This window comes from Streptomyces durocortorensis (assembly GCF_016901035.1).
Taxonomy (GTDB): domain Bacteria; phylum Actinomycetota; class Actinomycetes; order Streptomycetales; family Streptomycetaceae; genus Streptomyces; species Streptomyces durocortorensis.
Genome location: NZ_JAFEUF010000070.1, coordinates 9,125 through 31,317 on the forward strand (window position 1 = coordinate 9,125; position 22,193 = coordinate 31,317).

The 22,193-nt window shown below is 71.9% G+C and carries 15 protein-coding genes; 7 read left to right on the forward strand and 8 right to left on the reverse strand.

What is annotated here, in order from left to right; genetic code table 11:
* Positions 1–381: 381 nt before the first annotated feature.
* On the forward strand, positions 382–1,602 hold the full coding sequence (locus JS521_RS15920; RefSeq protein WP_205083645.1) for an alginate lyase family protein: 1,221 nt from the start codon (positions 382–384) through the stop codon (positions 1,600–1,602).
* A 93-nt stretch (positions 1,603–1,695) separates the two neighbouring features.
* On the opposite strand, the gene JS521_RS15925 is transcribed toward JS521_RS15920, so the two are convergent.
* Together JS521_RS15925 and JS521_RS15930 are read right to left on the reverse strand one after the other, a co-directional pair.
* Positions 1,696–3,741, reverse strand: a complete 2,046-nt coding sequence (locus JS521_RS15925; protein WP_205083646.1) for a M4 family metallopeptidase — start codon at positions 3,739–3,741, stop codon at positions 1,696–1,698.
* A 411-nt stretch (positions 3,742–4,152) separates the two neighbouring features.
* The gene (locus JS521_RS15930) at positions 4,153–4,743 is read right to left on the reverse strand and encodes a TetR/AcrR family transcriptional regulator (protein WP_205083656.1); all 591 of its coding nucleotides are present in this window, start codon (positions 4,741–4,743) and stop codon (positions 4,153–4,155) included.
* A 120-nt stretch (positions 4,744–4,863) separates the two neighbouring features.
* Between JS521_RS15930 and JS521_RS15935 the strand changes: the two genes are divergently transcribed.
* The gene (locus JS521_RS15935) at positions 4,864–5,925 is read left to right on the forward strand and encodes an FAD-dependent oxidoreductase (RefSeq protein ID WP_205083647.1); all 1,062 of its coding nucleotides are present in this window, start codon (positions 4,864–4,866) and stop codon (positions 5,923–5,925) included.
* A 78-nt stretch (positions 5,926–6,003) separates the two neighbouring features.
* Here the strand turns inward: JS521_RS15935 and JS521_RS15940 are convergent, their stop codons facing one another.
* The 5 genes from JS521_RS15940 to JS521_RS15960 form a co-directional block, all read right to left on the reverse strand.
* Positions 6,004–7,926 (reverse strand): SMI1/KNR4 family protein, encoded by a 1,923-nt coding sequence (locus tag JS521_RS15940; protein ID WP_205083648.1) that lies wholly within the window; start codon positions 7,924–7,926, stop codon positions 6,004–6,006.
* 91 nt (positions 7,927–8,017) lie between these two features.
* On the reverse strand, positions 8,018–8,662 hold the full coding sequence (locus tag JS521_RS15945) for a phosphatase PAP2 family protein (protein ID WP_239487343.1): 645 nt from the start codon (positions 8,660–8,662) through the stop codon (positions 8,018–8,020).
* Positions 8,659–10,023, reverse strand: coding sequence for a diacylglycerol/lipid kinase family protein (locus tag JS521_RS15950; RefSeq protein WP_239487344.1), 1,365 nt, complete (start codon positions 10,021–10,023; stop codon positions 8,659–8,661). The genes JS521_RS15945 and JS521_RS15950 overlap by 4 nt, the downstream gene beginning before the upstream one ends.
* Before the next feature lie 70 nt (positions 10,024–10,093).
* Positions 10,094–11,980: an ABC transporter ATP-binding protein gene (locus tag JS521_RS15955; RefSeq protein ID WP_205083649.1), complete on the reverse strand. Its 1,887-nt coding sequence runs from the start codon at positions 11,978–11,980 to the stop codon at positions 10,094–10,096.
* Positions 11,977–13,836, reverse strand: coding sequence for an ABC transporter ATP-binding protein (locus JS521_RS15960; protein ID WP_205083650.1), 1,860 nt, complete (start codon positions 13,834–13,836; stop codon positions 11,977–11,979). Before JS521_RS15960 ends, JS521_RS15955 begins: the two co-directional genes overlap by 4 nt.
* A gap of 255 nt (positions 13,837–14,091) precedes the next feature.
* Between JS521_RS15960 and JS521_RS15965 the strand changes: the two genes are divergently transcribed.
* A complete protein-coding gene (locus tag JS521_RS15965) occupies positions 14,092–14,745 on the forward strand; it encodes a response regulator (protein WP_205083651.1) in 654 nt (217 codons plus the stop codon).
* 19 nt (positions 14,746–14,764) lie between these two features.
* On the opposite strand, the gene glgX is transcribed toward JS521_RS15965, so the two are convergent.
* Entirely contained in the window at positions 14,765–17,056 is a 2,292-nt protein-coding gene (glgX, locus tag JS521_RS15970) for a glycogen debranching protein GlgX (RefSeq protein ID WP_205083652.1), read from the reverse strand.
* 152 nt (positions 17,057–17,208) lie between these two features.
* On the opposite strand from glgX, the gene JS521_RS15975 reads away from it, so the two are divergent.
* The 4 genes from JS521_RS15975 to JS521_RS15990 all read left to right on the forward strand — a co-directional run bounded on the left by JS521_RS15975 (position 17,209) and on the right by JS521_RS15990 (position 21,641).
* On the forward strand, positions 17,209–18,450 hold the full coding sequence (locus JS521_RS15975; RefSeq protein WP_205083653.1) for a L,D-transpeptidase: 1,242 nt from the start codon (positions 17,209–17,211) through the stop codon (positions 18,448–18,450).
* Positions 18,451–18,647: 197 nt separating this feature from the next.
* A complete protein-coding gene (locus tag JS521_RS15980) occupies positions 18,648–19,892 on the forward strand; it encodes a L,D-transpeptidase (protein ID WP_205083654.1) in 1,245 nt (414 codons plus the stop codon).
* Between the two features lie 92 nt (positions 19,893–19,984).
* Positions 19,985–20,752, forward strand: coding sequence for an enoyl-CoA hydratase/isomerase family protein (locus JS521_RS15985; RefSeq protein WP_205083655.1), 768 nt, complete (start codon positions 19,985–19,987; stop codon positions 20,750–20,752).
* Between the two features lie 373 nt (positions 20,753–21,125).
* Positions 21,126–21,641 carry an ATP-binding protein gene (locus tag JS521_RS15990; RefSeq protein WP_205083659.1) on the forward strand — a complete coding sequence of 172 codons (516 nt, stop codon included), beginning with the start codon at positions 21,126–21,128 and terminating at the stop codon, positions 21,639–21,641.
* The last annotated feature ends 552 nt before the right edge of the window (positions 21,642–22,193 follow it).

Genomic DNA, 22,193 nt, shown 5'->3' on the forward strand with positions numbered 1-22,193 from the left:
AATATCAGGGTGTGCGGGGGGGCTTTCTTATAGTTTGGGTTTGTGTTTTTTGGGGGTATTTTGTTTTTTGGCGTGTGGTTTTTTTTTTTGTGGTTGGGTTGGTCTTCGGGGGGGTGGGGGTTGGGGTGGGGGTGTTGTTTGGGGTTTGGTTGGTTTATTTGGTGCTGTGGGGGGGCGGCCCGGGGGGGGGGGGGGGGCCCCTGCGCGTACCGGCGGGGTGCGTTCCCTTCGTGCAGTGAACGCAGAACCTTGACGTGTCCATGGAATGGTTTTACGTTCCTGACTCATCGCACGGTTCATCATGCGGCCCATCGTTCACACCCATGAACTACCTCGCCAGGCCGGGCCGTTGAACCGCCACCCCACCGGAAGGCACCCCACATGCGTACCGGCACCATCCCCCGCGTCCTCGGCACCGCCGCCACCCTGGCCGCGCTGCTCACCACGGCCCTCGCCGCACCCGCCGTGGCGGAGAGATCCGCGACGCCCGACCGGGCACCCGTCGAGGCCGCCGCCCCCGCGAACTTCACCCACCCCGGCGTGCTCGTCAGCCGCCCTCAGCTGGACTTCGTCCGGGGCCGGGTGCAGGCGGGCGCGCAGCCCTGGAAGAGCGCCTACGACCAGATGATGGGCAGCAAGTACGCCTCCCTGACCCGCACCGCCAAGCCGCGCGCGGTCGTCGAGTGCGGCTCGTACTCCAACCCCAACAACGGCTGCACGGACGAGCGCGAGGACGCCATCGCCGCGTACACGCTCTCGCTGGCCTGGTACATCACCCAGGACAGCCGGTACGCCCAGAAGGCGATCCAGATCATGGACGCCTGGTCGGCCGTGATCAAGGACCACACCAACAGCAACGCCCCGCTCCAGACCGGCTGGGCCGGCTCGACCTGGCCGCGCGCCGCCGAGATCATCAAGTACACCTACAGCAGCTGGCCGGGCTCCGGCCGCTTCGGCACGATGCTCCGTGACGTCTACCTCCCCGAGGTCACCAACGGCTCCCACTCCAACGGCAACTGGGAGCTGTCCATGACCGAGGCGGCGATCGGGATCGCGGTCTTCCTGGAGGACCGCGCCGCCTACGACAAGGCCGTGGGCACATTCCGCGGCCGTGTCCCCGCGTACATCTATGTGACCGCAGATGGTTCGCTGCCGAAGGTCGCGCCGGGCAGCGGGCTCGACACCCGGGCGAAAGTCATCAACTACTGGCAGGGCCAGTCCACCTTCATGGACGGGCTCTCCCAGGAGACCTGCCGCGACCTGACCCACACCGGCTACGGCCTCTCCGCCATCTCCCACATCGCCGAGACCAGCCGCATCCAGGGCCAGGACCTCTACCCGGAGGTCGCCGACCGGCTGCGCCACGCGATGGGGCTGCACGCCAAGCACCAGCTGGGTACGCCCGTGCCGTCCTCGCTCTGCGGCGGCTCCCTCAAGGACAGTCTGGGCCCGGTCACCGAGGTCGGCTTCAACGCGCTCGCCAACCGCCTCGGGTACGCGATGACCAACACCCAGACGCTGACCGAGCGGCAGCGGCCCGCCGGGTCGAACAACCTGTTCGTCGCCTGGGAGACCCTGACCCACGCGAACAACCCGGCCTGACGGCACGGGACTCGCCATGACGAACGGCCCGGAAGAGGTCTCCCTCTTCCGGGCCGTTCGGTCACAGCGGGTGGATCGGTCGGATCCGGTGGATCAGAAGGTGAGCTTGAAGCTGTTGATCTTTCCGGTGTCCTGACGCGCCACGTCCTGGACCTTCAGCTTCCAGACCCCGTTGGCCACCTCGGACGAGGCGTTGACCGTGTAGGTCGCCACCACGTTGTCCGCGGAGTCGCCGGAGGAGGAGTTCTTCAGCCGGTAGGCCGTGCCGTCCGGGGCCACCAGGTCGACGACCAGGTCGCCGCGCCAGGTGTGCGAGATGTTCACGTCCACCTTGAGGGCGCTCGGCGCGTTGCCGGTGACACCGGAGACGGTGACCGCGCTGGTGACGGCCGCACCGGCGTCCGGGATGTTCACGACGGTCTTGTTCTCGAAGACCTTGCCGCCCGGGTCGGGGTCGCCGCCGCCGGGGCGGGCGCCCACGTTGATGCCGGCCCAGGCGTGGGCCACGGCCGCGTACTCGGGGCTGGTGGCCCCGTACAGCTCACTGGCGACCGCGAGCGTGCCCGTGCGGGCGGCGGCGTAGTTGGTCGTCGAGGTGAACTTCGTGGTGAGCGCCTTGAACCAGATCTGCAGGGCCTTGTCCCGGCCGATTCCGGTCACCGGGAGCCCGTCGGAGGTCGGCGAGTCGTAGTTGACGCCGTTGACGGTCTTGGCGCCGCTGCCCTCGGAGAGCAGGTAGAACCAGTGGTTCGCCGGGCCCGAGGAGTAGTGGACGTCGACGTTGCCGATGCCCGCGTACCAGTAGTCCTTGGACGAGCCGTCCTTCGAAGGCTTGTCCATGTAGCGCAGCGGCGTGCCGTTGCCGTTGATGTCGATCTTCTCGCCGACCAAGTAGTCGCCCGGGTCCTGGGTGGTGTTGGAGTAGAACTCCACACCGGCGGCGAAGATGTCGGAGGTGGCCTCGTTGAGACCGCCGGACTCACCGCTGTAGACGAGCTTGGCGGTGACCGAGGTCAGACCGTGCGTCATCTCGTGGGCGGCCACGTCCAGGGAGGTCAGCGGCTTGACGTTGCCGCTGCCGTCGCCGTACGTCATGCAGAAGCAGCTGTCCTGCCAGAACGCGTTGACGTAGTTGTTGCCGTAGTGGACGCGGGAGTACGCGCCGACGCCGTCACCGCGGATGCCGGAGCGGCCGTGCACGTTCTTGTAGTAGTCCCACGTCTCGGCCGCGCCGTAGTGGGCGTCCGCGCCGGCCGTCTCGGCGTTCTGCGGAGTGCCGTCGCCCCAGATGTCGTCCGGTCCGGAGAACAGCGTGCCGGTGCCGGAGCTGCCCCGGTTCAGGTTGTACGTCTTGTGGTTGCCGCGCGTGGTGTCGGTCAGGGTGTACGAGGGCGCGGTGCCCAGGGTGACCTGGCCGTTGTACTGCGTGTTGCCCGTGCCGTTGTGGACGGCCTGCCACTCGTAGAGCTTCTCGCCCGAGGTGGCGTCGGTGAGCACGTGCAGCTCGTTCGGGGTGCCGTCGTGCTGGAGTCCGCCGACCACGGTCTCGTACGCGAGCTGCGGGGAGCCGCCGCCCAGCCAGACCACCTTGCGCGGGGCGTTCTCCGCCTTCTTGGCCTTCGAACCCTCGGCCTTGGCCGCGCCGAGCGCCTGCTTCTCGGCGGCGGCCGGGGCCACGTCGGCGGTCAGGCCGACGGCCTTCAGCTGCGCGCTGGTCGCCTTCGACGCCTTGCTGACGCCCTCGGTAGCCCCGGCCGCGGACTCCTTGACCACGAGGTCGCCGCCGAGGACGGGGAGCCCGTCGAGGGTGCGCTCGTAGCGGGTGTGTGTGGTGCCGTCGCGGTCCTGGACCACGTCACGGACCACGAGCTTCTCGGTGGACCCGAGACCGAGCTCCTTGGCGGTGGCCGCCTTCGTGGCGTTCGCCTCGCTGAGCAGCTCCGCGCGCTGGGCGGGGGAGAGCTTGGCGGGCAGGGCGCCCGGGTCGGCCTTCGTGCCGGCGGTGATGCCGCCGAGCGGGGCCGAGGCGGGGGCGGAGGTGGCGGTCGCGGCGCCGGACGGGACGGCGACGGCGATGAGGGCTGCTGCGGCTATCAGAGCGCCGGTCGCGGTGGCGCGGCGGCTGGGCAGTGGTCTCACGCGGACTCCTTCTGCGAGGGGGGTACCGGGCGGCCTGGAGGGGCTGTCCGGACGGTGCAGGCGGTGCGCAGAACGGGGTGAAGAGTGTCAGTCGACGGCCGTGCCTGTCAGGAGCGCGTCAACAACTTGGCCGGTTTTCGTTCGTTGCTGGAAAGGTCATGTTCGTTAAGCGGACGTTTCGCCGATCATTGCCGCAGTGTTACCGGGAGTTGGAGAGCCCGGTATTCACAGGGTGGTCACAGGTTTCGTGCGCGAAGGTCACCGCGCGGTCGCGGGCGGGAAAGCGTGTGATGACCGCCAGATGAGACGGCGTCGGGTTCTGGCCAGATCCGCGCGGCGGAATGTGCCGGTCCGTCAGGGTGCCTGGATCCCATCGGAGTCGGGGATCCCTTCGGGGGCGGGGTGCGGGCTTCAGGCCGTCGCGTCCGGCGGGTACACCGTGTCCAGCAGGTCGCGCACGAAGCGGTCCGGGTCCTCCAGCCCCGCCGCCGCGAGCGTGCCGGGCCCGTTCGTCAGCAGATGCGGGATCGCCGCGTGCAGGGCGAGGGTGACGACGGCCGCCCGCTGCGGGGTCACGGGTAGCCCGGCAGCGCGCTGGGCCAGCTCGAACCCCGCGAAATCGCTGCTTGCTATCGGGTCGAGGATGCCGGAGAGCCAGGGCCGCCGGGTCGCCTCGGCCTGGAGCTCCAGCACCGCGAGCAGCCGGGCCCGGCCCGGCCCCGCCACGTTCTCCAGGAGCGAGCGGAAGAGGGTCACCAGGCCCTCGCGGTCCGCAGGCCCCGGGCCGGCGGCCAGCAGCTCGGTGAGCGCGAGGTACTGCTCAAGGCAGCGCTCCGCCACCGCGCGGAGCACCGCGTCCCGGGTCGGGAAGTAGTTCTTGGTGGTGCCGGACGGCACCTCGGCGGCCTGGTCCACGGCGCGGTGCGTCAGCCCGCGCCCGCCGTCCCGGGCCAGCACCTCGATCGCCGCGTCCCGCAGCCGGTCCCGCCGGTCCGGATTCACCCGCGCCCGCTCCCTCGTCCCCGCCGTCTCCGCCACCTGTCCTTGCCGATATTACCCCAGCCGTGGTACCACAGGTGTGGTGACCCTTCTGTGTGGCCCTACGAGCTTCGGGAGCGCGACATGACAGGGACGGCGACCGTGGTCGGCGCGGGCATCGGCGGTCTGGCGACCGCGATCGGCCTCCGCCGCGCGGGCTGGAACGTGACCGTGCTGGAGCGCCGCACGGAACTGGAGCGGTACGGCGCGGCCTTCGGCATCCACCCCACCGCACAGTCCGCGCTCGACCGCCTCGGCGTGGGCGACGCGCTGCGCGAGCACGCCGTGCCGTACCGCGACGCGCACATCCGCACCCCGGACGGGACGTCGATCGCCCGGCTCCCCCTGGATCGCATCGAACGCAAGGCGGGCCGCCCCGAACTGCTCATCTCCCGCCCGTACTTGCTCGACGCCCTGCTCGCGGGCCTGGACGCCTTCGGGGACGTACCGGTCAAGCTCGGCGAGCGGGTCACCGATCTGGACGCCGTCGCCGCCGGGCAGGACCTGGTGATCGGTGCCGACGGCATCCGCAGCGCCGTCCGCGCCGCCCGCCTCGGCGACCGCAGCGGCCCGCGAGAGGCCGGCACCGTCGCCTGGATCGGCATCGCCGACTTCGAGAGCCCGGTGCACGGCGAGACCTGGGGGAGCGGCCGCTTCTTCGGCCTGACCCCGGTCGAACCGGGCCGCACCAACTGGTACGCCACCGTGCCCGGGGCCACCACCGCCGCCGAGCTGCGCGGCTTCTTCGCCGACTGGCACGACCCGATCCCGCGCATCCTGGACACCACCGACCCGGCCACCTGGATCCGCTACGAGATGCGCCACCTGCACCCGGCGCTGCCCTCCTTCGTCGCCACCGGGGCCCGGCCCGCCCCCGTGGCCCTGGTCGGCGACGCGGCCCACGCCATGACGCCCAACCTGGGCCAGGGCGCCTGCACCGCGATCCTGGACGCGGACGCCCTGACCCGCGCGCTCGCCGCCGCGCCCCAGGGCCGGGAAGGCGTCGCGGGTGCCCTGCACGCCTACGACCGGGAGCGCCGCCGCAGCGCCCAGCGGACCGCCTTCGCCTCCCGCACCCTGCACCGCTTCATGAGCACCGAGCGCACCCGGCTGCGGAACGCGGCGGTGCGGCTGCTGCCGGGGTGAGGACGGCGAATCCGCTCGCCCGCGTGTCCCGTCCGGCCGGGTCGGCGTGCGGCGCACGCGCCGGAAGGGCGCCCGCCGTCAGTTCGAGCCCCACTCGAACCTGATCACGGAGAAAGTCTCCCCGTCCTGCGGCGGCCGGATCCAGGAGCGGGTGGTGAACGTGTGCAGCCGTCCCCACGTGATCGCGTGGCGCGGCAGATGGACTCCGAACTCGCCGGCTATCGCCTCCAGCAGCGCCCGTTCCGTCCTGATGGCCGGCCCCGTCCCGGTGGGCCCCTCCTGCGAGGGGAAGAACCGGCCCGGGTCCAGGGCCGGCGGGATCGGCCCGGTCCGCCGCACCTCTCCGTCCGCGAACGTGAACGCGTACAGCTCCGCCCCGCCCTTCGCCACCGAGAGGTGGAAGAACGGGTTCCCGTGCCCGTCCCGCAGGCCGCCCCACACGACCACGGCACGGGCGTCCGCGCAGGCGGCAGCGGCCGGAGAGACAAAACGCTGCGGTGCGAAATGCGGACGGTCGCCGTCGAAGGCGAAGCTCCAACGAGCGCCCGCCCGGCCGACCACCACGAGGGCCCGATCGTCGAAGGACGAGAACTCCCGTCGCCCGCGGAGCGACCGCTCGTGCGCTTCGTGCACGGTCACGGGCTCGTCCAGCGCGGCCTCCTCCCCGTCCGCGAGGCGTCCGGGCAGGTCCCACGGCTCCACCCCTTCGACCAGGACGAACCGGTAGGACGTGTGGTCGCCGGGGGCGTCCGGGTCCGCGAGCCAGGACAGACCCTCCGGATCGGAACGGTCTGCGCCGGCGGTCCGTGGCTCACCCGGCTGTCCGCCCCTGGGAGTCGACAGCAGCGCGCGGCCCCGCTCCGGGGTCAGCAGCGGGCCGAGCAGCGGATCGGCCACCCAGCCCAGCGGCGCCAGGTGGTCGGGGCCCAGCGGCTGCCACAGGGGCAGGGCGTCCAGCATCGTCCGCCACGCCCCGTCGGTGTCGCCCCACCGCGCCGACTCCCGTGCCCGTTCGACCGCTTCCCCGAACGGGCCGGCCGCCGTGTACCGGTACGTGCCCGAGCGCACCTGCTCCAGCAGCGTGTGTGCCAGCGTCACCACGTCGTCGGTGGCTCCCCTGAGGCTGTAGTTCAGCGTGGAGTCGTCCCGGTGCGGGTTCGCCGCGTGCTCGGCGACCAACGGCGGGAGCAGCTCGGGGGCGTACCGGGGGTCGATCGCCAGGTCCTCGTAGGCCAGGTTCGTCCGTCCGAGCAGGCGGCGTATCTGGTCGCCCAGCCCGGCGGCCCTCGGTCTGCCGTACCCCTTCGCCTCGTCCAGCGCCCGTTCGGCCCGCTCCCGGTCGCCGCCCAGCGCCCACAGCCGGGCCTCCTCCACCTGGGCGTCCAGCCGTCGCGTCGTGGCGTTGACGAACTCCGGCTCCCCGTCCGCCGGGCGGGCCCGCAAGCAGTGGAACTCCCGGTGCATGTCCCGCATGAACGTGGCGAAGTCCGGGAACCGCTGGGGTGGTGCGGCCCGCCAGCCCGCCCAGGTGTAGACGGCCCACTCGCCGTTCTCGTCCACGTCCCCGGGATCCAGCACGACGCTCATCGCATCGGACTCGACGTCCAGCTGGAGCCCGCGGCGCCAGACCGCCACGTCCCGCAGCTCTTCGGGGGTGGGGTCCTCGTCCAGATACTCCTCGAACATCGCCGCGAGCCCGGACGCGTCGTTGTGCCAGCGGGCCTCCGCGGTCCCCGCCAGCAGGGTGATGAACCCGCCCGCGTGCCGCCACCCGTCGCTGACGGCGAGGAACTCCCGGTACGACGGGGGCATCCGCCGGCCGAGGCGCTCCTCCAGGGCCGCGATCCGCTCCTCGGGCGCCGCCGGAAACCCCAGCCAACGATCCCGCCGGGCGGTCTCGTCCTCCCGCGCGTATGTCCCGTCGTCGGACAGGGAATCCGACCACTCCCCGCTCCAGTCGCGCAGGAACGGTCCCCAGGTGAATGGCATCGCATCCGTCATACGACCGATGCTGCCACCCGCCACTGACAGTGCCCGCGACGCCCGGACCACCGCAGAGGACGGCCTGAACCCCGGCCCCACCTCGCGGCTGTCAGCAGCGTTCTCCCCAGGGCAGGCCCCTGCGCAGCCGACGTGCCGTGGGGGCGCTCGCGACGCCGAGGGCCGCGCCCGCGCCCCCCTCGCCGGGGTAGTGCACGCCGGTGTGGACCCGGGAGTAGGCGACGGCGCTCGCCAGGCTCCAGAGCGGCAGCAGGGCCCCCGGCAGGACGGTGCCGGCCCCGATGGCGAAGGCGACGGCCGAGGCGGTGTGGCCGGACGGGAAGGAGGCCGAAGCGGGCATGGGGACCTGGCGTGCGACCGTGACCCGGGCCGCCTCCCGGTCGGGGCGGCGCCGGTGGACCAGGCGTTTGGCGAGCAGGTTCGCGGAGGCGGAGGCCACGGCGACCGCGCCGAGCCCCGCACAGGCGGCCTGCCGGGGCCGTCCGGGGAAGACGGCGAGCCCGGCGGCGATGCCCAGCGAGAGCTTGGAGTGGTCGGCCGCCCGGGACAGTCGCCGCAGCGCCGTGTCCAGCGTGGGGGTGGGCGTGGTGGCCACCGCCGCGTACACCGCACCGTCGATGGCGCGCAGGTCGCGCAGCGCGGCGGCGACGATCGCCCCCACGGACCCGGTCCGGCGCGGCCCGCCCGCCTCGCCGTCGGGAACACCGGAGGCACCGTGTCCGTCCGCCGCCCTCATCGCGCACGCCCGAGGGCCAGCGCCGTGATCCAGCGCCAGTTCAGCGGTGAGGCCGGCGCCACCGTGCCCGGCCGGGTACGGGGGACCAGGACGCGCAAGGCCCGGTGGCGCACCGTACAGACGACCGGGGCGGACAGCATCAGCGCCTCACCGTCCACCGCGACCGGAATCACGTCTTCCGGGGCGGTCACCTCGACGCCGCGCCCCGTCGCGAAGACGACGCCCTGCGCGTGTGCGCCCCGCACGGCGAGGTCGGCGGCCTGGGCCGCGCTCTCCACGCGCACGGCGATCACCCCGAGCTTGCCGCGGTCCAGGCGCGGCCGCAGACCACCGGCGAGCGGATCGGGCCCGGCATAGGGGTTGTTGGTGACGAGGACGGCCTGCTGTCCGGTGAGCAGCTTCTCCCCGACGGCCGCGTCGAGCCGCCTGCCCTCCGTTCCGAGCAGGTCGGGCAGCAGCGCGAGCGCGGTCCCCGCCTTCGCGTCGCGGTACTCGGGCTGCTGCACGATATCCGCGTACGCCCCGAAGGACACGGTGTTGACGAAGGGCCGCCCGTTCACCACGCCCAGGTCGACGCGGAGTTCCTCGCCGTCGGTCAGCGCGTCCAGGCAGCGGGCCGGGTCGGCGCGGTCCAGGCCGAGGTCCATGGCGAAGTGGTTGCGCGTGCCCGCCGAGATCACCAGGAACGGCAGCCCGTGCTCGGCCGCGACCCCCGCGACCAGCGCCTGGGTGCCGTCACCGCCGGCCACTCCGAGCAGGTCGGCACCGTTCGCGGCGGCCTCGCGCGCCAGCTCCTCCACATCGGTCCCGCCGCCCTCGGTGTCGAGCAGGTGCACCCGCGCACCCAGCCGTTCGGCCTTCTCCACGAGGTCGAAGCGGCCGACCTTGCCGCCGCCGGAGCGCGGATTCATGATGAGGAAGGGCTGCCGCGGCCGCTTTCCGGCCCTGCCGCGCACCACGTACGCCTTGCCGTGCGCGCGCATCGCCGCCCGGCCGCAGACCAGGGCCAGGCCGTACAGCACCAGGGCGAGCAGCGCCCAGACCCAGACGCCCCGCCAGATGTAGTAGACGAGCACCGCGACCGGCGCGGCGACCGCGAGCAGTGCGCCCAGCAGGCGGGACAGCCCGCGCAGGGAGAGCAGCCACCACAGGCCCACGGCGGACAGGACAACACCTGCGATTCCGGCGACGAATACCAGCACCCCGACGTCGACGAGCGCCAGGCACAGCACCGCGACCACGGCCGTCAGCGCCACCAGGGCGCACCGGGCCAGGAAACGGGCAGCTCCCCGTGAGGGTCGACGAGCGGTCACCCTTACCACCTCCGGTCCGATTCTCAACGATGCCGTCCGGCCCGGCATCCGGGGCCGGGCCGGACGCGGCGCCGCCGCGCGCGGGCTCCCCGGAACCGCGGCCCGGACGCCGCCTCCCTCAGCTCAAGCTGTCCCGCCACGTCCGGTGCAGCCCCGCGAACCGCCCCGTCCCGCCGATGAGTTCGGCCGGCGCACCGTCCTCCACGATCCGGCCGTGCTCCATCACCAGCACCCGGTCCGCGATCTCCACCGTCGAGAGCCTGTGGGCGATCACCACCGCCGTACGGCCGTGCAGCACCGTGTCCATGGCCCGCTGCACCGCCCGCTCGCCCGGGATGTCCAGGGAGCTGGTCGCCTCGTCCAGGATCAGCACCGAGGGGTTCGCCAGCAGGGCGCGGGCGAAGGCCACCAACTGGCGCTGGCCCGCCGAGATCCGGCCGCCCCGCTTGCGTACGTCGGTGTCGTAGCCGTCCGGCAGGGCCGCGATGAAGTCGTGCGCGCCGATCGCCTTCGCCGCGTGCTCGATCTCCTCGCGGGTGGCGTCCGGGCGGCCGATCGCGATGTTCTCCGCGACCGTCCCCGAGAACAGGAATGCCTCCTGCGTCACCATCACCACGCCCCGCCGCAGCTCGGCCGTGGACAGGTCGCGCAGGTCCGTGCCGTCCAGCAGGACCCGGCCCTCGGTCGGGTCGTAGAAGCGGGCCAGCAGCTTCGCCAGCGTCGACTTGCCCGCGCCCGTGGAGCCGACGACCGCCACCGTCCGGCCCGCCGGGATCCGCAGGTCGAAGGCGGGCAGCACCTCGCCGCCCGTACGGTAGGCGAACCGCACCTCGTCGAAGACGACCTCGCGGCCCGGGAGGTCGCCCGAGCGCGGCGGCAGTTCGGTGGGGCGGTCGGTCTCGGGGACGTTCGGCGTCTGGGCCAGCAGCCCGGCGATCTTCGTCAACGAAGCGGCCGCCGACTCGTACGAGTTGAGGAACATCCCCAGCCGGTCGATCGGGTCGTACAGCCGGCGCAGATACAGCACCGCCGCCGCCAGCACCCCGAGCGCCAGCGTCCCCTCCGCCACCCGGTAGGCGCCCCACAGCACCATGCCCGCCACCGCCGTGTTCGCGATCAGCCGGGAGCCGACGACATAGCGGGCCATCTCCAGGATCGCGTCGCCGTTCGACCGCTCGTGGCGGGTGTTCAGCTCCGTGAAGGCGGCGTCGTTGCTCCGCTCCCGGCGGAACGCCTGGACCGGGCGGATGCCGTTCATCGTCTCCGCGAACTTCACGATCACCGCCGCGATCGCCGTGGACCGCGCGGTGAACGCCACGGACGCCCGCCGCCGGTACATCCGGACCATCAGATACAGCGGTACGAAGGAGAGCGTGGCGATCGCGCCGATCCCCAGGTCCAGCCAGAGCAGCACCAGGGCGATCGACACGAACGAGAGGACCACGCCGATCAGTTCCTGGAGCCCCTCGCTCAGCAGCTCCCGCAGCGACTCCACGTCCGTCGTGGAACGCGAGATCAGCCGGCCCGAGGTGTAGCGCTCGTGGAAGTCGACGCTGAGCGCCTGCGCGTGCCGGAAGATCCGGCCGCGCAGCTCCAGCAGCACGTCCTGGTTGATCCGCGCGGCGGCCCGGATGAAGCCGTACTGGAGGACGCCCGCGCCGACCGAGCACACCGCGTAGCCGACCGCGACCGCCACCAGCGGCCCGTAGTCGTGGTCCCGGAACGCCGGAACCCCGCTGTCGATCGCGTACGCCACGAGCAGCGGGCCCGCCTGCATCGCGACCTGCTGTACCACCAGCAACAGGGCCGTCACCGCGACCCGGCCGCGCATCGGGGCCAGCAGCGAGAACAGCAGCGTCAGGGTCGCCCGGGGCGGCGCGGGCAGGTCGTCCTGGTCGAACGGGTCGTCGGAGCGCCGCCGCGGTTCGGGGGCGGCCGGGCTCTTCTTCCGCGGGCCGTCGTCCTCGGCCGAGGGAAGCGAGGCGTCATCGGTGGTCGTCGTCATCGGGCACTGCCCTCCTCGGCGGGAACCTGCTGGACGGGGGCGGTCTTCGGCGCGGCGGGGGCAACGAGGGAGTCGCGTCCGGATACGGGACCGGGCTCCGCGCCCGACATCAGCCAGGCGTACTCCGCGTTGTCGCGCAGCAGCTCCTGATGGGTGCCGACCGCGGCGATCCGGCCCCCGGACAGCAGCGCCACCCGGTCCGCCAGCATCACGGTCGAGGGGCGGTGCGCCACGACCACCGCCGTCGTCCGCTCCAGGACCTGCCGCAGCGCGGCCTCCACCAGCGTCTCCGTGTGCACGTCCAGCGCGGAGAGCGGGTCGTCCAGCACCAGGAAGCGCGGCTCGCCGACCACCGCGCGGGCCAGCGCCAGGCGCTGGCGCTGGCCGCCGGACAGGCTCAGGCCCTGCTCGCCGACCTCCGTGTCCAGACCCTGCGGCAGCTTGTGCACGAAGTCCGCCTGGGCCACCGACAGCGCCCGGCGCACCTGCTGCTCGTCCGCGTCCGCCGCGCCCATCGTCACGTTCTCGCCGACCGTCGCGGAGAACAGCGTCGGCTCCTCGAACGCCACCGACACCAGCTTCCGCAGCCGTGAGCGCTCCATCGTGGCGATGTCCTCGCCGTCCAGCGTGATCCGCCCGCCGGTCACCTCGTGCAGCCGGGGCACCAGCGCGGTCAGCGTCGTCTTGCCCGACCCCGTACCGCCGACGAGGGCCAGCGTCTCGCCGGGCCGGATGTGCAGATCGATCCCGGCGAGGACCGGCGGCGCGTCCGGATCCGCGTCCGGGTAGCGGAACTCGACGCCCTCGAACACCATCCCGGGTGCGGTGGCCGGCGCACCCTCCCGTACGGCGACGGCGCCCGGCTCCTCCGCCACGTCCATCACCTCGAAATACCGGTCGGTGGCGGTCGCCGACTCCTGGCTCATCGCCAGCAGGAAACCGATCGACTCCACCGGCCAGCGCAGCGCGAGCGCCGTGGACAGGAACGCCACCAGCGTGCCCGCCGACAGCGACCCGTCCGCCACCTGGATCGTGCCCAGCACCAGCGCCGCGCCGATCGCCAGCTCCGGGATCGCGGTGATCAGCGCCCAGATCCCGGCGAGCAGCCGGGCCTTGCCCAGCTCGGTGTCGCGCAGCCGGTGCGCCATGGCCCTGAACGCCTGCGCCTGGCTGCGGTGCCGGCCGAAGCCTTTGACGATACGGATGCCCAGCACGCTCTCCTCGACGACCGTGGTGAGGTCGCCGACCTGGTCCTGGGCCCGCCGCGCGACCACCGAGTACTTCGTCTCGAACAGCGAGCACAGGATCATCAGCGGCACCGCAGGCGCCAGCAGCACCAGACCGAGCGTCCAGTCCTGGGCGAACAGAAGGACGAACCCGACGAGGATCGTCGCCGTGTTGACGACCAGGAAGGTCAGCGGGAACGCCAGGAACATCCGCAGCAGCATCAGGTCCGTCGTCCCGCGCGACAGCAGCTGACCCGAGGCCCAGCGGTCGTGGAAGGCGACCGGCAGCCGTTGCAGATGGCGGAAGAGATCCGCCCGCATCGACGCCTCGACCCCGGCCAGCGGCCGCGCCACGAGCCACCGCCGGAACCCGAACAGCAGCGCCTCCGCGATGCCGAGCAGCAGCAGATACAGCGCCCCCAGCCACACCCCGCCCGGATCGCGGTCGGCGACCGGGCCGTCCACCATCCACTTCAGGACCAGTGGGATCACCAGCCCCAGGCAGGACGCCAGGATCGCCACGAAGGCGGCGGTGAACAGGCGTACCCGCACGGGTCGGACATAGGGCCACAGGCGCAGGAGGGAGCGCACGGCGGACCGGTCCGTGCGCTCTGCAGGCATTTTGGGCATCAGGGCCGACCCTACGTTTCACCACTGACATCGGGCCTCCCAATTTCCGGCCCACCGGGATCATCGCCCAGCTCCAGGTTGTCATCTCCCTCACCGGCCGCGGCCCGGAGACCGCCCGGGTCCACCTCGACCGGGCCGAGAGTCCCCCGGTCGGACACCCGTGAACGGCCCTGCTGCGCAACCCGATCGGGTATCCACCGACGGCCCCGCCGCAGGCCCTGGCCAGACGCCCATGACCCCCCGTACGGTGCGATCATGACCGAGACCCCCGCCCGCGCCATCAGCCTCGTCGTCGTCGACGACCACCCGGTCGTCCGGGACGGGCTGCGCGGCATGTTCACCGCCGCCCCCGGCTTCGAGGTGCTCGGTGAGGCGGCAGACGGCGTGGACGCGCTCGCCGTCGTCGAACGCCTCGACCCCGATGTCGTCCTGATGGACCTGCGGATGCCCGGCGGCGGGGGAGTCGCGGCCATCGCGGAGCTGACCCGGCGCGGCGCCCGCTCGAAGGTCCTGGTGCTGACCACGTACGACACCGACTCCGACACCCTCCCCGCGATCGAGGCGGGCGCGACCGGCTATCTCCTCAAGGACGCCCCGCGCGAGGAACTGTTCGCCGCCGTCCGGGCCGCCGCCGACGGGCGCAGCGTCCTGTCACCCGCCGTCGCCTCCCGGCTGATGACCCGGGTCCGCACCCCCGCGGCCGACCTCGCCGAGACCGCGCTTTCGACCCGCGAGCGGGAGGTGCTGGTCCTGGTGGCGCGGGGCACCACCAACCGGGAGATCGCCGCCGAACTCTTCATCAGCGAGGCGACCGTGAAGACCCACCTCACCCATGTCTTCGCCAAACTGGGCGCCAAGGACCGGGCCGCGGCCGTCGCCGTCGGCTACGACCGGGGCATCCTCGGCTGAGCCGCGCCTCCCCTCGCGGCTACTCCACCACCCGCAGCAGCAGCACCGAACGGGCGGGCACCGTCACCTCCGTACCGCCGTCGAGAACCGTCCCCGGGGCCTCCGCCTGGTCCTCCCGCGAGGTGTCCAGGACCAGTTCGTAGGCGTCCGCCCACGGCGCGCCCGGCAGTTCGAAGGTGACCGGCTCCGCGCCCGCGTGCAGCACCGCCAGGAAACTGTCGTCGGTCACCGGCTCGCCCCGCGCGTCCCGCCCCGGAATGTCCCGGCCCGAGAGGTACAGCCCGAGCGTGGCCGCCGGGGCGTACCAGTCGCCCTCCGTCATCTCCCGCCCGTCCCGGGCGAACCACGCCAGGTCCCGCAGCCCGTCCGGGGCCTGCGCCCGGCCGGAGAAGAACGCGCGGCGCCGCAGCACCGGATGGGTCCGGCGCAGCGTCAGCACCCGGGCCGTCAGCGCGGTCAGCTGCCGCCACTCCGGCTGGTCCAGCAGTGACCAGTCGACCCAGCCGGTCGCGTTGTCCTGGCAGTAGGCGTTGTTGTTGCCGCCCTGCGTCCGGCCCATCTCGTCGCCCGCCACCAGCATCGGCACCCCGGTGGAGAGCAGCAGCGTGGTCAGCAGGTTACGGAGCTGGCGGCGGCGCAGCGCGTTGATCTCCGGGTCGTCGCTCTCACCCTCCACCCCGCAGTTCCACGCCCGGTTGTCGTTCGTCCCGTCCCGGTTGCCCTCCCCGTTCGCCTCGTTGTGCTTCTGCTCGTAGGAGACCAGGTCGCGCAGGGTGAAACCGTCGTGCGCGGTGACGAAGTTGACCGAGGCGTACGGGCGGCGGCCGCCCCAGGCGTACAGGTCGCTGGAGCCGGTCAGCCGGTAGCCGAGATCCCGTACGTCGGGGAGCGCGCCGCGCCAGAAGTCCCGTACGGCGTCGCGGTAGCGGTCGTTCCACTCGGTCCACAGGGGAGGGAACGCCCCCACCTGGTAGCCGCCGTTGCCGACGTCCCAGGGCTCGGCGATGAGCTTGACCCGGCGCAGCACCGGGTCCTGGGCGATGACCGCGAGGAACGGCGAGAGCATGTCGACGTCGTGCATCGAACGGGCCAGCGCCGCCGCCAGGTCGAAGCGGAAGCCGTCGACGCCCATCTCGGTGACCCAGTAGCGCAGCGAGTCGGTGATGAGCCGCAGCACCTGGGGCTGCACGACGTGCAGGGTGTTGCCGCAGCCGGTGTAGTCGGCGTAGCGGCGCGGGTCGCCCTCCAGTCGGTAGTAGCCCCGGTTGTCGATGCCGCGCAGCGACAGCATCGGGCCCAGCTCGCCCGCCTCCGCGGTGTGGTTGTAGACGACGTCGAGGATCACCTCGATCCCGGCGTCGTGCAGCGCGCGCACCATCCGCTTGAACTCGCCGACCTGCTGACCGGCGGTGCCGGAGGCGGAGTAGCCGGCGTGCGGGGCGAAGTAGCCGATGGAGTTGTAGCCCCAGTGGTTGTGCAGCCCGCGCCGCAGCAGGTGGTCCTCGTGGGCGAACTGGTGCACTGGCAGCAGCTCCACCGCCGTGACGCCGAGCCGGGTGAGGTGCTCGATCGCCGCCGGGTGCGCGAGACCCGCGTACGTACCGCGCAGCTCGGGCGGGATGTCCGGGTGCAGCTTGGTGAAGCCGCGTACGTGCAGCTCGTAGATGACGGAGTCGGCCCACGGGGTCTTCGGCCGACGGTCCTCCACCCAGTCGTCGTCATCGTGGACGACCACCCCCTTGGGGACGTACGGAGCCGAGTCCCGGTCGTCGCGCACGGTGTCGGCGACATGCTGGTCCGGCCAGTCCCGGACGTGCCCGTACACCTCGGGCGGCAGGGTGAAGGTCCCGTCGACCGCACGGGCGTACGGGTCCAGCAGCAGCTTCGCCGCGTTCCAGCGGGCCCCCGTCCAGGGATCCCAGCGGCCGTGCACCCGGTAGCCGTACCGCTGGCCGGGCCGCACCCCGGGCACGAAGCCGTGCCAGATCTCATGGGTCAGCTCGGTCAGCGGGCAGCGCGTCTCGACGCCCCGCTCGTCGAACAGGCACACCTCGACCGCCTCGGCCCCGCCCGCCCACAGCGCGAAGTTCGTCCCCGCGACCCCGTCCGGGCCGACCCGGAAGCGGGCCCCCAGCGGCATCGGGGCCCCGGGCCACACGGCGGGGGCCGGGGCCGCGGCCCGTACGGCTTCGGCGTGCTCGGTGCGCTGCACCTCCACGATCTCCGCCCGGACGGCGGCCACCGTCCCCGGATCCTGCACCGCATCCCGCTCGGGATCCTGTACTGCCTCCTGCTCGGCTGCGCTCGACACCGTGTAGCCTCCCGCGGCTCGTAGGACGGGCACCTTCGAGAGGGCGCACGGCGTCCCGGCCGCGGCCCTTCGGGGTAGTCCTCCCCTCTGTTCTGCCCACCGGGCGGCCCGCACTCACGTTTCCCCCGACCGGCCCTGGTCGTTGGGGGAGCGTGAACCACACAGCGAAGAGCGCACGCGCCGGCTCGGCCGCCGTGCTGACCTGGGCAGGACTGCTGACCGTGCTGGCCCTGCTGACCGGCTGCACCGACACCCGGGAGGGCCTGCTCAACGGCAAGGCGCGATCCCCCGGCGACGTGATCAGCGTCTTCCCCGAGAACGGGGCCGAGGACGTCGACGAGGAGACCCGCATCGCGGTGAAGGTCCCGGACGGGCGGCTGGAGAGCGTGAAGGTCCTGCGGATCGAGGACGCGCAGCAGCAGACGGTCGCGGGGCGCATCGCCGAGGACGGGCGCTCCTGGGCCCCGGAGCCCAAGGTGGCCCGGCTCGCCCTCGCCGCGAAGTACAGCATTGACGCGGTGGCCGTGGACGGACAGGGCCGCCGCTCCGCCCGGCACGCCACGTTCACCACGCTCGTGCCCGAGCACCGCTTCATCGGCTACTTCAAACCGGAGAACCGGTCCACCGTGGGCACCGGCATGATCGTCTCCTTCTCCTTCAACCGGCCCATCGCCGACCGGGCCGCGGTGGAGAAGGCCATCCGGGTGACGTCCGATCCGGTGGTGGAGGTCGCCGGCCACTGGTTCGGCAAGGACCGGCTCGACTTCCGCCCGAAGACGTACTGGAAGCCCGGCACCGAGGTCACCGTCGACATCGGGCTGCGGGACGTCGAGGGCTCCCCGGGCGTCTACGGCAGCCAGGACAAGACCGCCGTCTTCACGGTCGGCCGCTCCCAGATCTCCCGGGTCGACGCGGAGGCCAAGACGATGGAGGTGCGCCGGGACGGAGAACTGGTGGAGACGGTCCCGATCACCGCGGGAGCCCCGAAGACGACCACGTACAACGGGCGGATGGTCGTCACCGAGATGCACGAGGTGACCCGGATGAACGGGGCGACCGTCGGCTTCACGGACAAGAAGGGCAAGGGCGAGTACGACATCAAGGACGTGCCGCACGCGATCCGGCTCACCACCTCCGGCACCTTCCTGCACGGCAACTACTGGGCCGACGAGTCCGTCTTCGGCGAGGAGAACGTCAGCCACGGCTGCATCGGACTGCGTGACGCCAAGGGCGGTGGCAGCTCCACCCCCGGCGGCTGGTTCTTCGACCGGACCCTGATCGGCGACGTGGTCGAGGTGGTCAACTCCAAGGACAAGAAGGTCGCCCCGGACAACGGGCTCAGCGGCTGGAACATGGGCTGGAAGAAGTGGAAGGCGGGCTCCGCCCTGCGCTGAGACCCCGGGGCCGGGTGCTCCGCCCGACCCCCCGCGCCACCTGCACAGCTGTCCGGACCGGTTGGGACGGAACGGTGACATTCCGGAGGGAGTTCACCGCGCCCGCGATGTGATTATCTTGCGGCGGGCGTGCATGTTCGGCGCGCGGGGGTGCGGGTCATGGCGGGAGCCGGGCCGTGCGAGGGGAGACGACCACAGTGAACGGGCAGCCGATATCGGGGGCATCGGCCGGGGCGAGCGGGAAGCGGCGCGGCGGGCCGGGGCTTCTGGCCCTGGTTCTGGGAGCACTGCTGTTGCTGGTGACGGCGTGCGGCGGCAGTGCCGACGCGGGGGACAAGAAGGGTTCGGCGGGCAGCGCGAAGAAGGACGACACGACCGCCTCGCAGGCGGTCGTGACCATCGCGCCCAAGGACGGCGCGGACGCCGTGGCGACCAGCGGCGCCCTGAAGATCGGTGCCGAGCAGGGCAAGCTGACCACGGTGAAGGTCGCCGACCCCAAGGGCAACGAGGTCGAGGGCGAGATCTCGGCCGACGGCGCGAGCTGGACGCCCGAGCGGCACCTCGCCGCCTCCACCAAGTACACGGTGCACGCGGTCGCCAAGGACGCCGAGGGCCGTGAGTCGGCGAAGGACACCACCTTCACCACGCTCGTCCCGGCGAACACCTTCATCGGCCACTACACGCCCGAGGACGGCTCCACCGTCGGCGTCGGCATGCCGGTCTCCATCAACTTCACCCGGGGCATCACCGACCCGGCCGCGGTGGAGAAGGGCATCAAGGTGACGGCCGACCCGGCCGTCGAGATCGAGGGCCACTGGTTCGGCAACGACCGCCTCGACTTCCGCCCGGAGGCGTACTGGAAGCCGGGCACCAAGGTGACCGTCGAACTCAACCTCGACGGCGTCGAGGGCCGGCCGGGCGTCTACGGCAAGCAGGCCAAGACGGTGAAGTTCACCATCGGCCGCAGCCAGGTCTCCACCGTCGACGCGAGCAGCAAGCGGATGAAGGTGGTCCGCGACGGCAAGCAGATCAAGGACATCCCGATCTCCGCGGGCGCCCCGGCGACGACCACGTACAACGGTCAGATGGTCATCAGCGAGAAGCTCAAGGTGACCCGGATGAACGGCGACACCGTCGGCTTCGGCGGCGAGTACGACATCAAGGACGTCCCGCACGCCATGCGGCTGTCCACCTCGGGCACCTTCCTGCACGGCAACTACTGGGGCGCGTCCTCGATCTTCGGCACCACCAACACCAGCCACGGCTGTGTCGGTCTGCGCGATGTGCGCGGCGGCTACGACAACCAGACGCCGGCGGCGTGGTTCTACAACAAGTCGATGATCGGCGACGTGGTCGTCGTGAAGAACTCCAAGGACAAGCAGATCGCCCCGGACAACGGCCTCAACGGCTGGAACATGGACTGGGAGGAGTGGAAGAAGTAACTCCCTTCCTCTCTTCGGCCGACCCGGCTGGGCCCGGTGCTGTGACCAACGGCACCGGGCCCAGCGTCGTTAGCGGTGGTTAACCTCTAGCCATGACTGTGACCTTCGAAGTACGCGACGGCGTCGGCACCATCCAGCTCGACCGGCCGCCCATGAACGCTCTGGACGTCGCGATCCAGGACCGGCTGCGAGAGCTGGCCGAGGAGGCGGCCCGGCGCGAGGACGTGCGCGCCGTGATCCTCTACGGCGGCGAGAAGGTGTTCGCGGCGGGCGCGGACATCAAGGAGATGCAGGCGATGGACCACACGGCGATGGTCCTCCGCTCCAAGGGCCTCCAGGACGCCTTCACCGCCGTCGCCCGCATCCCGAAGCCGGTCGTCGCAGCCGTCACCGGCTACGCGCTCGGCGGCGGCTGCGAACTGGCGCTCTGCGCCGACTTCCGGATCGCCGCCGACAACGCGAAGCTCGGCCAGCCGGAGATCCTCCTCGGCCTGATCCCCGGCGCCGGCGGCACCCAGCGCCTGGCCCGCCTGATCGGCCCCTCCCGCGCCAAGGACCTGATCTTCACCGGCCGCATGGTCAAGGCGGAGGAGGCCCTGACCCTGGGCCTGGTCGACCGCGTGGTCCCGGCCGCCGAGGTCTACGACCAGGCACACGCGTGGGCCGCCCAGCTCGCCAAGGGCCCCGCGCTGGCGCTGCGCGCGGCGAAGGAGTCGATCGACGCCGGGCTGGAGACGGATATCGACACCGGACTCACGATCGAGCGGAACTGGTTCTCGGGCCTGTTCGCCACGGAGGACCGGGAGCGGGGGATGCGGAGCTTCGTGGAGGAGGGGCCGGGGAAGGCCACGTTCCTCTGAGCGGTGGCTCCGGCCGGATCGGCCGGCGACGGTCACACCAGCTGCTGCGTCGTTGCCGCGACCTGCAAGCACCTGATCCATAGTCAGATGACCGGTGATCCGTAGTCAGGTCGGGGCCGCCGATAGTCGGGTCGGGTGGGCCCCGCGGGTGGGGTTCATCCGTGAGGGCGGATTATCCGGGCCTTAAGGCAACCTTAAGGCCCGGCGTCGTCGTCGTCCGGGCAATTCCCGTCGGGCTGGGCATCGTCGCAGCTCAGGTGGGCCGTTTGTGGGGTTGGATTGCCATGGGCATATGTCGAAAGCCTTCCCCGGGTCGCGTCGGGGCGGGGTGCGGATTCCGAAGGAACGGCCCCGGAAGGCGATGCGTGCGGCCATGATGGTGGGCATGGCGGGCCTGGAGGGTGTGGAGCAGCCGCGACCGCGCAGCAGCGCGACGGCGGCACGCAGTTCGTCGATCATCGATGACGAACAGGCGTTCAAGGCGCTGGAGTTGTTCGGAAATCCGACCGAGGGGGAAGTCCGGCTGCCGTCCCGGCCGGAGTCGGCGGCGACGGCCCGGCGGCTCACCTCCTGTGTCGTGCTCCGCCAGTGGGTCCTCTCGCCGCAGACCGCCGAGTACGCGGTGCTCCTCGTTTCGGAGCTCGTCGGCAACGCGGTGCGTCACACCGGGGCCCGGGTCTTCGGGTTACGCATGGTGCGCCGCCGGGGGTGGATCCGCATCGAGGTGCGTGACCCCTCGCGCGGGCTGCCGTGTCTGATGCCGGTGCGCGAGATGGACGTCAGTGGCCGGGGGCTCTTCCTCGTCGACAAGCTCTCCGACCGCTGGGGCGTGGACCTGCTGCCGCGCGGCAAGACCACCTGGTTCGAGATGCGGATCTCCGACCGCTGATACGGGGAAGTCCCGCGCCGAAACGCAGAAGCCCCCGGTCGGCCGGGGTGCGGCGCTGCGGGGGCTTCTGGCGGGGGCCGTGAAATGGGGGGTGTGTTCACGGCCGCTCAGGACGACCTGGCCCGGGTCAATGGGGGTCGTGGCTCCGACTATGGCAGACGGGCGACCTCGCGCCAAAGCGACTTGTCGGGATATTTAGGGGTTAAGCGGGCACTTCTGAGTTGAATCGCAGGTGTGCTCGGTCACTCGCCTGGCTTTCCGTGCATCTTTATGGCGGCGCTTGAATGATTCCTTGATCATCTGCTGAACTGCTCAATCGTCCTATTTCGGTCAGTGCGCCCCTACTGTGTCCCCGGGATTCAGTCGTACCCGTGGAACGCGAGGTGGTCGGGCATGGACGGACGCAGGGCTCCGGTGGGCCGCCGTGATGTGCTGGGTGCAGGGGCCGCCGGTGCGCTGGCCGCCGTTTTCGCCGCAGGCTGCGCACGGAGCGACGGCACCTCCGGTCGAGCCGCCGCCCCCGGCCCCAGCGCCCCCGGCCCGCCCCCCCCC